A 12,779-nucleotide genomic window follows, 5' to 3' on the forward strand; every position below is an offset into this window, starting at 1 on the left:
ACTCTACCCACGGGCGCTCCGCTATCATCGACCCATGAAGTCTGCTGCCCATCATCTCCCATGAGCGCGCCCGGTCCGCGCCCGATCCGGCCCTTGCCGGAGATCCTGATCAACCAGATCGCCGCTGGCGAAGTGGTCGAGCGTCCCGCTTCGGTGGTCAAGGAGCTGGTCGAGAACGCGATCGACGCCGGTGCCAGCCGCGTAGATATCGATCTTGAAGAGGGCGGTGTACGCCTGATCCGCATCCGCGACAACGGCAGTGGCATCGCGCCGGAGCAGCTGCCGCTGGCGGTATCGCGCCACGCGACCAGCAAGATCGCCGATCTGGACGATCTTGAATCGGTGGCCACGCTCGGTTTCCGTGGCGAAGCGCTGCCGTCGATCGCCTCGGTCAGTCGCTTCACCCTGGCCTCGCGTCGCGCACATGACGAGCATGGTTCCGCGCTGCAGATCGAAGGCGGAAAGATCGGTGAGGTGACGCCGCGCGCGCATGCGCCGGGTACCACGGTGGAAGTGCGCGAGCTGTTCTACAACGTACCGGCGCGGCGCAAGTTCCTGCGCGCCGAGCGCACCGAGCTGGGCCATATCGAAGAATGGCTGCGCTCGCTGGCCCTGGCGCGGCCGGACGTCGAACTGCGCGTGTCCCACAACGGCAAGGCCTCGCGCCGTTACAAGCCGGGCGATCTGTATTCCGATACGCGATTGGCAGAAACGCTGGGCGAGGATTTCGCCAACCAGGCCGTGCGCGTGGATCACAGTGGCGCCGGCCTGCGCCTGCATGGCTGGATCGCGCAGCCGCATTACTCGCGTGCCAGCGCCGACCAGCAGTACCTGTACGTCAACGGCCGTTCGGTGCGTGATCGCAGCGTCGCCCACGCGGTGAAGATGGCGTACGGCGATGTGCTGTACCACGGTCGGCAGCCGGCCTATGTGCTGTTCCTCGAACTGGACCCGACCCGTGTTGATGTCAACGTGCACCCGGCCAAGCACGAGGTGCGCTTTCGTGATTCGCGGCTGGTGCATGACTTTGTCTATCGCACGCTGAAGGACGCGTTGGCTGATACCCGCGCGGGCATGTCGGCGCAGGAGATCGGTGCGGGTCCGGTGCATCCGGTGGACGCCGCTGCTGCATCGATGGCATCGAGCGCGGGCGCATCGGGTTTCGGGCTGGTGCGTGGGCCTGCGCCCGGTGCCGGCTCGGGCGCAGGCGGCGGTGGCTTTTCCGGCTGGCGCCCGCAGCAGCCCCTTGGGCTGCAGGTTGCTGATGCACCGGCGGCCTACGCCGCGCTGTATGCCACGCCGGCCGGTGCCGAGCCCAGGGCGGCGCTGCCGCCGATGCCGACCGAGAACGGACTGCCGGTCACCAGTGCCGATGCCGGAGTGCCGCCGCTGGGCTATGCGATCGCGCAGCTGCACGGCATCTACATCCTGGCCGAGAACGCCGAAGGCCTGATCGTGGTCGACATGCATGCCGCACACGAACGCATCGGCTACGAGCGGCTGAAGAACGCGCACGATGGCATCGGCCTGCAGTCGCAGCCGTTGCTGGTGCCGATCACGCTGGCGGTGGGCGAGCGCGAGGCCGATACCGCCGAAAGCGAAGCCGACACGCTGGCCGCACTCGGCTTCGAAGTGACCCGTGCCAGCCCCGGTTCACTGCACGTGCGCAGCATACCGGCACTGCTGGCGCATGCCGAACCGGAAGGCCTGCTGCGCGACGTGCTGACCGACCTGCGCGAGCACGGCCAGAGCCGCCGCGTGGCCAGCGCGCGCGACGAGCTGCTGTCGACCATGGCCTGCCACGGCGCGGTGCGTGCCAACCGTCGCCTGACCGTGCCGGAAATGAACGCGCTGCTGCGCGACATGGAGATCACCGAGCGGTCCGGCCAATGCAACCACGGCCGGCCGACCTGGGCCCGTTTTTCGCTGGCGGAGATCGACCGCTGGTTCCTGCGCGGACGTTGAGGGGAGCATCGATGCGTTATCGGGGAATGGGCGGCCTGCTGGTCGCCATGGTGTTGGCCGCCTGCAGCCCCGCGCCGCCGCCGGCACCGGCTTCGGCCGCGGAGGATCCGTCCTATGCCGCCGGGCAGCAGCAGTGGCGGGTGGCACGCTATCAGGACCTGACCCGCCCGGACGGTTGGACAGCGCTGGTCGGCCTGCACTGGCTGCAGAACAGATCGCACTTTGTCGGCAGTGGCGCGACCAATGGCATCCGCCTGGCGGTGGGGCCGGACAAGCTGGGCCTGCTGCGCCGCGAAGGCAGCCAATGGTGGTTCACTCCCGAAGCCGGTACGGATGTCAGCCATGGGGGCAAACCGGTCCGCGGCCGCATCCGCATCGACACCGACAAGGATCCGCAGCCGACGCTGCTGGCCTTCGATGGTGGCAAAGGCCAGCTCAGCATCATCCGTCGCGGTCCGCGCGATGCGCTGCGGGTCAAGCACGCCGATGCGCCTGCACGCCGTGGGTTCGCCGGCCTGGAGTACTGGCCGGGCGGTCCTGACTGGCAGGTGCAGGCGCGCTTCATCGCGCACCCGCCAGGCAAGACCCTGCCGATCGTCGATATCACTGGCTTGACCACCGAGATGCCGAACGCGGGCGCGGTCGAGTTCCAGCGTGATGGCCGCAACTGGCGGCTGGAGGCGATAGGTGCACCCGGGCAGCCGCTGTTCCTGATCTTCGCCGACCGCACCAGTGGTCGCGGCAGCTATCCGGCTGGGCGTTACCTGGACACCGATGCGCCAGGCGCCGATGGTACGGTGCGCATCGATTTCAACCATGCCTACAACCCACCGTGTGCGTTCACCGCCTATGCAACCTGCCCGTTGGCGCCGCCTGAAAACCGGCTGGACCTGCGCGTGGAAGCGGGCGAGAAGGCCTACCACCTGCCTGAAGGAGAAGGCTGAGATGCCGATCAGATCACTGTTGCGTGCCGCCGTTCTGTTGGCGGCCTGTGCGCTGGCACCGCTGGTTGCAGCACGTACCCTGCAAGCCGACACCGCTGGCGCAGCGGCGGCCAGGCCGCCGGTGCCGTTGCTGTGGAAAGTGACCGGCCCAGGCGACTCACGCCTCTACCTGCTCGGTTCCTTCCACCTGCTGAAGCCGCAGGACTACCCGCTGTCGCCCGATGTCGAACAGGCGTTCGAGGCCTCACAGCGGGTAGTGTTCGAACTGTCGCCGGAAGACATGCAGTCGCCCCAGCTGGCCAGCCGCATGGTGCAGGCGGCGATCCGCACCGATGGCAGCGAGCTGAAGCGTGATCTGGATGCGGCCACCTGGCAGAAGCTGCAGGCCTTTGCTGCCCAGAACCAGTTGCCGCTGGCGCAGATGCAGGGCATGAAGCCCTGGTTCGTCGGCCTGAGCATTTCGATCGGGCAGATGCAGAAGCTCGGCCTGGACCCGGCGCTGGGCCTGGACCGCCACTTCATGGAGCGCGCGCAGAAGACCGGCCGCAAGACGGCGGGACTGGAGGACATTGATACCCAGATCGGCATGCTTGACGGAATGACGCTGCAGGAACAGCGGCAGATGCTGGCCGAAGCACTGGACCAGGCCGGCAAGGCCGATGAGCAGGCGCGGCTGCTGCATGATGCGTGGCGCCGCGGTGATGATCGCCTGCTGTGGACCAAGATGGCGGCAGAGATGCGCCAGCAGTACCCGCAGCTGTACCAGCGCATCAACACCGGGCGCAACGATGCCTGGGTGCCGAAGCTGCAGCCGTACCTGCAGGCCGGGCAGGGCGGTACGCTGGTGGTGGTCGGCACGCTGCACCTGCTGGGCAGTGATGGCGTGGTCGAGAAACTGAAGGCGAAAGGGTACAAGGTCGAGCGCGTGTGCTCGGCGTGCAAGGCGAAACGCTGACGTATCGTTGGCGCGATCCAGACAGAAACGGCGCGCCAGGGGCGCACCGTTCTCGTGTCAGCCTGTGAAGCGGCTCAGCGGCGGGTCTTGCTGCCGGTGCCGGTGCCCGGTTCGTTCGGCTTGTTGCCGGTGCCCGTACCGGTGCCGCCCGGGCGCGGGCCACCGAAGCCGCTGCCCATGCTGCGCTGGAATTCCTGCCACAGCTCCAGGTTGCGCTCGGTCAGCTGGTTCATCATCGCCCACGGGGTCTGGCCCAGCAGGTTGCCCATCTGCTGGCGGAACTGTTGCTGCTGGTCGAGGAAGACCTGCATGCTGCGCTCCAGGTAGTTGCCCATGAAGCCCTGCAGGGAATCGCCGTAGAAGCGGATCAGCTGGCTCAGCAGCTGCGTGGACAGCATCGGTTCGCCGTCCTGTTCCTGGTCGGCGATGATCTGCAGCAGGACTGAACGGGTGAGGTCGTCGCCGCTCTTGGCGTCGCGGACTTCGAAGTCTTCACCGTCCAGGATCAGCTGGCGCACGTCCTCGATGGTGATGTAGCTGGAGATCTCGGTGTCGTAGAGACGGCGGTTCGGATACTTCTTGATGATGCGGGTCGCAGCCATGAAGCGGTACTCGTCACAGTAGACGCGCAGCATGGCGCAGTGCAGCAGCGGTTGCAACCGCCCCAGCCCCCGCCAGGCTTGGCTTTCAGGGGCGATCATGTTGCGCAACAAGGGTTTGCGTGCTGCGCAGCATGACCATCGGCAGGGGCCGCCGGTGCATGCCGCGGCGCCCCCTGCGCGGCTCACCAGCCCATGTGGTGGCCGCCGTTGATGTCCAGGTTGCTGCCGGTGATCCACGAGGCTTCCTCGGCCACCAGGAAAGACACGCCATAGGCGATTTCTTCCGGCTTGCCGAGGCGCCCGGTGGGAATGTCGGCGATGATCTTGGCGCGCACGTCCTCCGGAACCGCCATCACCATGTCGGTGGCGACGTAGCCGGGCGAAATGGTGTTGACCGTGATGCCGAAGCCGGCGTTCTCGCGGGCCAGCGAGATGGTGAAGCCGTGCATGCCGGCCTTGGCCGCAGCATAGTTGGCCTGGCCGTACTGGCCCTTCAGGCCGTTGATCGAGCTGATCTGGATGACCCGGCCCCAGCCGCGGCGGCGCATGCCTTCGATGACCGGCCGGGTGACGTTGAACACCGAGTTGAGATTGGTGTTGATCACATCGTGCCACTGGTCCGCGCGCATGCGGTGGAAGGTGGTGTCACGGGTGATGCCGGCGTTGTTGACCAGGATCTCGACCGGGCCCAGCTCGGCCTCGACGGCGCGCACCAGCGCTTCGGCGCTGTCTGGATCGGAGACATCGCCCGGGAAGATCGCCACGTGGTAGCCGCGCTCGGTCATCGCCTGCTGCCAGACGCGGGCCTTGGACTCGTCGCGGTAGTTGGTGGCGACCCGGTGGCCCTGGTCGGCCAGGCGTTGGCAGATGGCGGTACCGATGCCGCCGGTTCCGCCGGTGACCAGTGCGACGCGAGATGTCATGGAGTGCTGTCCGGGTATCAGGTGGGTGAAGGGGGATTCTGCAACATCGGCGCGGAAAGTGCGCCGGCCGGCAACAGGACGTCGGTCCGCGGCAGCCGCGCCGGGTCGAACGCCCGTTGCGCAGCCTCCAGCAGCGCATCCCGCTCATCGGCGCCGTCCAGTGCGGCAGGCGCCTGGCCCAGCAGCTGCCAGAGCGCGCGCAATACCGGCACCGGCCGCGTGCTGTCCACCGGCAGCGACGCCAGCGACTTGGACAGTTTGTGCCCCGGGGCATCGAGCAGCAGCGGCAGGTGCCAGTAGCGTGGCACGGCCAGGCCCAGCGCCTGCTGCAGCAGGATCTGCCGCGCGGTGGAATCGAGCAGGTCGGCGCCGCGCGCCACTTCGGTCACGCCCTGTTCGGCGTCATCGACCACCACGGCCAACTGGTAGGCCCAGCAGCCATCTGCACGGCGCAACACGAAGTCGCCAACCTCGGCATGCACGTCCTGCTGCTGCGGGCCGCGCAGGCCATCGTCGAAGTGCACGATGCTGCCCGGCGGCACGCGGAAGCGGACGGCAGGGTCCGGTCGCGGTTGCCGCGCAACGCAGCGGTGATGGATGCCGCCGTTGGCAGCCAGTTCGCTGCGGCTACAGTGGCAGATGAAGGCCTGGTCGCTGGCCAGCAACACATCCAGCGCGGCCTGGTAGGCCTCGCCTCGCGCGCTCTGCCACAGGACCGGGCCGTCGTGGACCAGTCCGAACGCAGCCAGTGCCTGCAGCTGCGACTGCGCGGCGCCGGGCACGGTACGCGGCGGGTCAACGTCTTCGATGCGCAGCCGCCACAGGCCGCCATGGTGGCGGGCCAGCAGCCAACTGCCGAAGGCGGCAAGCAGGGATCCGGGGTGGAGCAGGCCGGTCGGCGAGGGCGCGAAACGGCCGCAGGGAATGGGGGAGGTCATGCTGGCTGAATCGTCGGTCAGGTTGGCGCTTGAATTCAAGCTGACCACGCCGCAAATTGACCGGTATCGACCCCTTCCGAGCCGGATTTTCCCATGTTTACCCGCATTGCCCTGTTCCTGGCGACCAACTTCGCGGTCCTGATCCTCGCCAGCATCGTGATGTCGCTGGCGGGAACCGACCCGAGCAAGATGAGCGGTCTGCTGATCATGGCCGGCATCTTCGGTTTCGGTGGCTCCTTCATCTCGCTGCTGCTGTCCAAGTGGATGGCCAAGCGCTCCACCGGTGCGGTGGTGATCACCGAGCCGCGCAACCAGACCGAGCGCTGGCTGCTGGCCACGGTCGAGCGCCAGGCCAAGGCCGCCGGCATCGGTATGCCGGAAGTGGCGGTCTATGACGGCCCGGAGATCAATGCCTTCGCCACCGGCGCCAACCGCAACAACGCGCTGGTGGCGGTGTCCACCGGCCTGCTGCACAACATGAGCGAGGACGAGGCTGAAGCGGTGCTGGGCCACGAGATTGCCCACGTCGCCAACGGTGACATGATCACCATGGCGCTGCTGCAGGGCGTGCTGAACACCTTTGTGATCGTGCTGGCCCGCGTGGTCGGCGGCATCATCGACAGCGCGCTGTCGGGCAACCGCGAAGGCGGTGGCCGTGGCTTCGCCTACTACATCATCGTGTTCGTGCTGGAGATGGTGTTTGGCCTGTTCGCGACGATGATCGCCATGTGGTTCTCGCGCCACCGCGAGTTCCGCGCCGATGCAGGCGGTGCCTCGCTGGCTGGCCGCCAGAAGATGATCGCCGCGCTGGAGCGCCTGCAGTTGAACCACGGCCAGAGCACGCTGCCGACCCAGATCGCCGCGTTCGGTATTGCCGGTTCGACGGCGAAGAAGCTGTTCATGAGCCACCCGCCGCTGGAAGAGCGCATCGCCGCGCTGCGGGCGTCGACGGTGGCGTAACTCTCTGCTCCTTGTTAGTGCAGGAACGCCTGGCCCCGCGCCGGGCGTTTTTGTTTTGCGCGCGCACGCATTGGTGGCGCCAGGCGATGCCTAGGATCATTTCCGCGACCGCGGAGGGGTGTCACTTTCTTTGCGCGCAAAGAAAGTAACCAAAGAAACGCTCCGCCAGCCGCGAGCCGTCGCTACGCGCCGGTACCCTGCGCTTCTCGGTGAATCAGGGGACGGCGCCGAACTCGCTGCGCTCAGACACCGGCGCCTCTTCGCCCCTGATTCCCCTGCGATGCTCGGCTCGCTCAAGGCGGACTGGAAGATCAAGATCAAGATCGACAGCATCCACACGTGGCGCGGATCTACTGGGTGCAGCTGTGGCATTTGACGTTGGGTCCGCCTTGAGCGAGCCGAGCACCGCAGGTCCGGCGAGGGCGAAGAGGTGCGGGTGTCTGAGCGCAGCGAGTTCCCGCACCGTCCCTCGACGGTCCGAGGAGCGCAGGGTACCGGCGTGCGCAGCACGTCGGCTCGCGCCCCGGCGGCGTGTTTCTTTGGTTACTTTCTTTGCACGAGCAAAGAAAGTGACACCCCTCCGCGGTCGCGGAAGCGACTCTCCGTGCGCACAAACGAAAACGGCACCTTCGCAGATGCCGTCCCCATGAACCGCTTTACGCGAAACCTCAGAACTTCGCGTCGAACTCGGCGGCGTAGCCGGTGTTCACCAGCACCTTCTGCAGCGACTCGGCCACCTTCAGGTTGCCGGCTACGATCTGGTGGGTCTCCGGGCCACGGTTGTCCATGCGGCCCAGGGTCGCGCCCTTGAAGTCACAGACCTTGCCGCCCGCCTCGCGGACCAGCAGCAGGCCGGCGGCGATGTCCCACGCCTTCACACCGGCTTCGAAGTAGGCGTCGGCGCGGCCGCAGGCCACGTAGGCCAGGTCCAATGCGGCCGAACCGGTGCGGCGGATGTCTTCGCCGTGCACCAGCAGGGCGTCGACCGCCTTCAGCTGGGCGCTGGCGCGGCTGCGCTCGCGCGGGGCGAAACCGGTGTGGATCATCGTGCCTTCCAGATCCTTGCGGTCGGCCACGCGGATGCGGCGGTCGTTCAGCACGGCGCCGGCACCACGGCTGGCGGTGAACAGTTCATTGCGCAGCGGGTCGAAGATGACCGCGTCGGTCGGCTCGCCGTTCTCGACCAGCGCGATCGACACGCAGTAGTGCGGCACGCCACGCAGGTAGTTGCTGGTGCCGTCCAGCGGGTCGATGACCCACATCTGGCGACGCTCGCCCTGCACGCCACCTTCTTCACCGAAGATGCCGTAGTCCGGGTAAGCGCGCTTGAGTTCCTTGACGATGACCTTTTCCGCGTCCGCATCCACTTCGCTGGCGTAGTCCATCCGGCCCTTCTGCACCACGTTCAGTGCCTCGAGCTTGTTGATGTTGCGCAACAGGACGTTGCCGGCGAGGCGGGCGGCCTTGACCATGACGGTGACGGCGGGTTTCTGCATGGCGTGGGCTCCCGGAAAGGCAGAAGAGATGGACTGGCGGGGGAAAAGAGCGGGTCCGGCGCAGTGGCCGGCCGCACAGTTTACCATTGGTCATCGTCCAGCTCGACCTTTTCCCTGTTCATGTCCCAGTTTCCCGCCGCCACCCGCCTCCGATTCGTCCTGGTCGGTACCCAGCATCCCGGCAACATGGGGGCCGCCGCCCGTGCCCTGAAGACCATGGGCCTGGCCCGCCTGGTGCTGGTCGCTCCCGAAAAGCCTCTGGACGAGGAGGCCTTCCGCCGCTCGGCCGGGGCCGAAGATGTGCTGGGGGACGCCCCGGTGGTCGCCACCCTGGCCGAGGCCGTGGCCGATTGCCGCCTGGTGCTGGGCTGCACCGCCCGTGCCCGCCGCGTGCAGCTGGAGGAATACCTGCCGGCCGATGCCGCCGCCCGCGCGGTGGCCAAGGCGGGCGAAGGTGCCGAGGTCGCACTGGTATTCGGTCGTGAGCGCACCGGCCTGACCAACGAGGAACTGCAGCTCTGCCATGCGGCGGTGCACATCCCGTCCGATCCTGAGTTCAGCTCGCTCAACCTGGCGGCCGCCGTACAGGTGCTGGCCTATGAAACGCGCATGCAGCTGCTGGGCGCGCAGCCGGCCCCCAATGCCGAGCCCGGCTTCCGCGAACAGGCCGCCAGCCATGAGCAGATGGAGAGCTTCTTCGCCCAGCTCGGCGACACGCTGGACGAGATCGATTTCCACAAGGGCCGCGCGCCGGAATCGGCGATGCGCAAGCTGCGCCGCCTGTTCCTGCGTAGCGAGCCAAGCGAGCAGGAAGTGCGCCTGTTGCGCGGCATCCTCGCCGACACCCAGCGCATGGCGCGACTGGCACAAGCAGGCAACAAGAACAGCTGACGACGTTCTCATTTTTTCGGGTAGTCTGTCTGGATACCCAGGGGGGGATGAAGCCTGTGTCGGGTCTGCGAAAGGCAATGCAGGGGGGACTGCTGAGCCTGGCCATGGTCCTGCTGGCCGGGACGGTGCGTGCAGCACCGGACCACGTGCTGGTGCTGGGCCGGATCAGCGATGATCCCAAGGCCCACTACGAGCAGCTTCAGCCCTTGCTGGATTACGTGGTGGCGCGCATGCACGACGTTGGCATCAAGGAGGGAAGGATCCTGATGGCACGCGATCCACAGCAGATGGCCAGCTATCTGCGGCGCGGTCGTGTCGACTGGGTCACGGAAACCTCGGGTACGGCGGTGGCGCTGGGCCAGCGCAGTGGCGCCCGTCCGCTGCTGCTGACCGAGCGCAACGGTGTGCGGGAGTACCAGACGGTTTTCTTCGTGCGCCGCGACAGCCCGATCCAGCGCATGCAGGATCTGCGGGGCCATCGCCTGGCCCTGCAGAACACGGCGTCCACCAGTGCCTACCTGGTGCCGGTGATGACGTTGCTGCAGGAAGGCCTGTCGCCGCAGATCCTGGCCGGTGCATGGGACATGCCGGGCCCAGATAGCGTGGGCTACGTATTTGCACGCAGCGAGCTGAACATCGCGACGTTCGTGCACAAGGGGGTGGTTGACGTGGGAGCAGTGAGCAGCGTGGACTGGAATGACGAACGGCGGATGCCAGCAGCGTTCCGGCGCGACTTCCGCGAGCTGCTGCGCACCGAACCCTACCCGCGTGCGGTGGAGATGGTCCGCGCCGACCTTGATCCACGCGTGCGCGATCGCCTGCAGGAAGTGCTGCTGCAGGCGGCCGGCGACCCGAGGGCACGGGGAGCGCTGCATCGGTTTTTTGGCACTTCCGGGTTCCACCGCGTCGATGCGCATGCGCAGCAGCGGCTGGATGAATTGAAACAAGGATTGACGCGCGTGCGGATGGAAGTGGAATGAAGTGGCTTGGCTCGGGGATGCAGGCCCGGTTCCTGCTCGCGATGGGCGGGGCAATGGTCGTGGTGATCGCGATCCTGGCAGTGTTGTTGGGGCGGCAAGCGGCGATGCAGGGCGAGGTGCGCAACCTCAGCGGTGGCGTCATCCATGAATTGTTCGACCGCAGCGTGCGCAGCCGCGGCGAGGCGATGGCGCGCGAGTTGTCCGATGCGCTGGCCAACCCGTTGTACTACCGTGACCTGGACCAGGTTGGCGTACTGGTGCGCAGTACTGCGCGCCAGCCCGTGGTGCGCTACGTGCTGGTGTTCGACGAACGCGGCCGGCTGGTTCACGACGGCTCGGTCGAAGTATCCGGTTTCGGCCAGCCGATGGCTGATCCTCTTGCACCCAGGGCCGCGGCTGCGCAGGCGCTGGTCGTGCAGGAGTCGCCGAAGGTGCTCGACAACACCATGCCGATCATGGTCGGCAACCAGCGCATTGGCGGCGTCCGCGTCGGCATGGCGCTGGATGAGGTGCAGCAGCGCGAGCAGGCAGCCAACGCCACCTTGGGCGAACGCCTGCAGCAGGTCGGCAGCCGTCACCTGGGCTGGCTGCTGTTGATGCTGGGCCTACTGGTGGTGATCGGCGTGGTCGTGATCGTGTACGTGCAGCGTACTCTGGTTGCGCCGATCCGTGATCTTGCCGTCGCTGCCCGTCGCATCGAGGCGGGCGACTACCAGACGCCGCTGGCCGAGAACACCCGCGACGACGAGGTGGGTGAACTGGTGCGCGGTTTTGCCCGCATGCGTGATGCGATCGCCCGCCATGACCGCGAAGTGCGGCGCATGGCCTATACCGACGCGTTGACCGGGCTGACCAACCGGCTGGCATTCCGCGAGGCGCTTGATCATCGGTTGATGGCTGCCCGTGCCGCCAATCACCGGTTGGGCCTGTTGTTCGCCGATATCGACGACTTCAAGCGAGTCAATGACACCCTTGGCCACGAAGCTGGCGATGAAGCACTGCTGCAGTTTGCACAGCGTATCGATCGCGCGGTCACCGAAGCCGGGGGCGATGAAGCCCTGTTGGCGCGCTTCGGCGGAGATGAGTTCGTGATCCTGGTGGGCGATGGTGATGTGGCCGCAAATGCGCGGCTGCTGGCTGAAGTGCTGGTGCGGGAGCTGGGCAAGCCGCTGGTGGTGCAGGGCCGGGAACTGTTCCTGGGTACCTCGATCGGCGTGACCCTGTTCCCTGACGATGCGGCCGATGCCACCACCCTGCTGAAGAACGGCGACATTGCCATGTACCAGGCAAAGATGGCGGGCAAGAACTGCTATCGCTATTACAGCCGGGCGATGGACCATGCAGTCGAGCGTCGCGTGCATATGGAACAGGAGCTGCGCGGCGCCTGGGAGCGCGGCGAACTGCGCCTGGCCTACCAGCCGATCTTCCGCATGCGCGACCGCCGCATGGTCGGCGTTGAAGTGCTGCTGCGCTGGCAGCACCCGACCCTGGGCACGATCCCGCCTTCGGTGTTCATCGAGGTGGCCGAGCAGAGTGGCCTTATCGAAGTCATCGGCCCGAAGGTGCTGCGTGCGGCCTGCATGGAGGCCGCGCAATGGCCGCGCGGGACGGCCGGGGACGACCTGTTCGTGTCGGTCAACGTGTCGCCACGGCAGTTGCGCGGCGGCGAACTGCCGGCACTGGTGGCGCAGTGCCTGCATGAGTCCGGGCTACCGGCCTCGCGGCTGCATCTGGAGCTGACCGAAACCGCCGTGATCGGCGACGAGATGGTGGCCGCACAGCTGCTGGACAAGCTGCACCGCACCGGCGTGAAGGTCTGGCTGGACGATTTCGGCACCGGCTTCTCCGGTCTCAGCCATCTTCGCCAGGTACCGGTGGACGGGGTGAAGATCGACAAGAGCTTCGTGGCCGACATGCAGCGCGATCCCGACGATCTGGCGCTGACCACGGCGATCATCGCCATGGCCCACGCACTGGGCATCACCGTGGTGGCCGAGGGCATCGAGCAGCAGGCGCAGTTCGACCTGCTGGTGCAGCGCGGCTGCGATCTTGGCCAGGGCTACTGGCTGAGTCATCCGGTGACCGCCACCGAAGTGGTGCGGATGATCGAATCGGGCCTCTGACC

11 protein-coding genes are annotated in these 12,779 nt (G+C 66.9%); 7 read left to right on the forward strand and 4 right to left on the reverse strand.

Features of this window, described 5'->3' with window-relative positions; genetic code table 11:
* Positions 1-60: 60 nt before the first annotated feature.
* The 3 genes from mutL to AC5P9W_RS07640 are packed head-to-tail and all read left to right on the forward strand — an operon-like array spanning position 61 to position 3,864.
* Positions 61-1,965: a DNA mismatch repair endonuclease MutL gene (mutL, locus tag AC5P9W_RS07630; protein ID WP_329866778.1), complete on the forward strand. Its 1,905-nt coding sequence runs from the start codon at positions 61-63 to the stop codon at positions 1,963-1,965.
* 11 nt (positions 1,966-1,976) lie between these two features.
* Positions 1,977-2,909 (forward strand): DUF1684 domain-containing protein, encoded by a 933-nt coding sequence (locus tag AC5P9W_RS07635; protein WP_019660523.1) that lies wholly within the window; start codon positions 1,977-1,979, stop codon positions 2,907-2,909.
* Position 2,910: 1 nt separating this feature from the next.
* Positions 2,911-3,864 carry a TraB/GumN family protein gene (locus AC5P9W_RS07640; RefSeq protein ID WP_134729896.1) on the forward strand — a complete coding sequence of 318 codons (954 nt, stop codon included), beginning with the start codon at positions 2,911-2,913 and terminating at the stop codon, positions 3,862-3,864.
* Between the two features lie 74 nt (positions 3,865-3,938).
* Here AC5P9W_RS07640 and phaR read toward each other — a convergent pair whose 3' ends face one another.
* From phaR to gluQRS, 3 genes are all read right to left on the reverse strand, one after another.
* On the reverse strand, positions 3,939-4,466 hold the full coding sequence (gene phaR, locus AC5P9W_RS07645; protein WP_026347074.1) for a polyhydroxyalkanoate synthesis repressor PhaR: 528 nt from the start codon (positions 4,464-4,466) through the stop codon (positions 3,939-3,941).
* 182 nt (positions 4,467-4,648) lie between these two features.
* The gene (gene phbB / locus AC5P9W_RS07650) at positions 4,649-5,389 is read right to left on the reverse strand and encodes an acetoacetyl-CoA reductase (protein WP_021204170.1); all 741 of its coding nucleotides are present in this window, start codon (positions 5,387-5,389) and stop codon (positions 4,649-4,651) included.
* A gap of 17 nt (positions 5,390-5,406) precedes the next feature.
* Positions 5,407-6,327: a tRNA glutamyl-Q(34) synthetase GluQRS gene (gene gluQRS, locus AC5P9W_RS07655; protein ID WP_134729898.1), complete on the reverse strand. Its 921-nt coding sequence runs from the start codon at positions 6,325-6,327 to the stop codon at positions 5,407-5,409.
* Between the two features lie 93 nt (positions 6,328-6,420).
* On the opposite strand from gluQRS, the gene htpX reads away from it, so the two are divergent.
* Positions 6,421-7,287 carry a protease HtpX gene (gene htpX, locus AC5P9W_RS07660; protein ID WP_111097871.1) on the forward strand — a complete coding sequence of 289 codons (867 nt, stop codon included), beginning with the start codon at positions 6,421-6,423 and terminating at the stop codon, positions 7,285-7,287.
* 668 nt (positions 7,288-7,955) lie between these two features.
* Here htpX and AC5P9W_RS07665 read toward each other — a convergent pair.
* Complete coding sequence (locus AC5P9W_RS07665) at positions 7,956-8,783, reverse strand: inositol monophosphatase family protein (protein ID WP_005417749.1); 828 nt, start codon at positions 8,781-8,783, stop codon at positions 7,956-7,958.
* 120 nt (positions 8,784-8,903) lie between these two features.
* Here AC5P9W_RS07665 and AC5P9W_RS07670 point away from each other — a divergent pair, with 120 nt between their 5' ends.
* From AC5P9W_RS07670 to AC5P9W_RS07680, 3 genes are all read left to right on the forward strand, one after another.
* A complete protein-coding gene (locus AC5P9W_RS07670) occupies positions 8,904-9,674 on the forward strand; it encodes an RNA methyltransferase (protein ID WP_031270736.1) in 771 nt (256 codons plus the stop codon).
* 77 nt (positions 9,675-9,751) lie between these two features.
* Positions 9,752-10,654, forward strand: a complete 903-nt coding sequence (locus AC5P9W_RS07675; RefSeq protein WP_032953776.1) for a phosphate/phosphite/phosphonate ABC transporter substrate-binding protein — start codon at positions 9,752-9,754, stop codon at positions 10,652-10,654.
* A complete protein-coding gene (locus AC5P9W_RS07680) occupies positions 10,651-12,777 on the forward strand; it encodes an EAL domain-containing protein (RefSeq protein WP_206621274.1) in 2,127 nt (708 codons plus the stop codon). The genes AC5P9W_RS07675 and AC5P9W_RS07680 overlap by 4 nt, the downstream gene beginning before the upstream one ends.
* Positions 12,778-12,779: the final 2 nt, after the last annotated feature.

This window comes from Stenotrophomonas sp. YJH_SMC_33, from assembly GCF_059372295.1.

Excerpts from the sequence above, each read along its gene's own strand:
- AC5P9W_RS07640 (WP_134729896.1), top strand. The coding sequence starts at position 2,911 with ATGCCGATCAGATCACTGTTGCGTGCCGCCGTTCTGTTGGCGGCCTGT.
- AC5P9W_RS07675 (WP_032953776.1), top strand. The coding sequence starts at position 9,752 with ATGCAGGGGGGACTGCTGAGCCTGGCCATGGTCCTGCTGGCCGGGACG.
- AC5P9W_RS07635 (WP_019660523.1), top strand. The coding sequence starts at position 1,977 with ATGCGTTATCGGGGAATGGGCGGCCTGCTGGTCGCCATGGTGTTGGCC.
- phaR (WP_026347074.1), bottom strand. The coding sequence starts at position 4,466 with ATGGCTGCGACCCGCATCATCAAGAAGTATCCGAACCGCCGTCTCTAC.
- htpX (WP_111097871.1), top strand. The coding sequence starts at position 6,421 with ATGTTTACCCGCATTGCCCTGTTCCTGGCGACCAACTTCGCGGTCCTG.
- mutL (WP_329866778.1), top strand. The coding sequence starts at position 61 with ATGAGCGCGCCCGGTCCGCGCCCGATCCGGCCCTTGCCGGAGATCCTG.
- AC5P9W_RS07680 (WP_206621274.1), top strand. The coding sequence starts at position 10,651 with ATGAAGTGGCTTGGCTCGGGGATGCAGGCCCGGTTCCTGCTCGCGATG.
- phbB (WP_021204170.1), bottom strand. The coding sequence starts at position 5,389 with ATGACATCTCGCGTCGCACTGGTCACCGGCGGAACCGGCGGCATCGGT.
- AC5P9W_RS07670 (WP_031270736.1), top strand. The coding sequence starts at position 8,904 with ATGTCCCAGTTTCCCGCCGCCACCCGCCTCCGATTCGTCCTGGTCGGT.
- AC5P9W_RS07665 (WP_005417749.1), bottom strand. The coding sequence starts at position 8,783 with ATGCAGAAACCCGCCGTCACCGTCATGGTCAAGGCCGCCCGCCTCGCC.
- gluQRS (WP_134729898.1), bottom strand. The coding sequence starts at position 6,327 with ATGACCTCCCCCATTCCCTGCGGCCGTTTCGCGCCCTCGCCGACCGGC.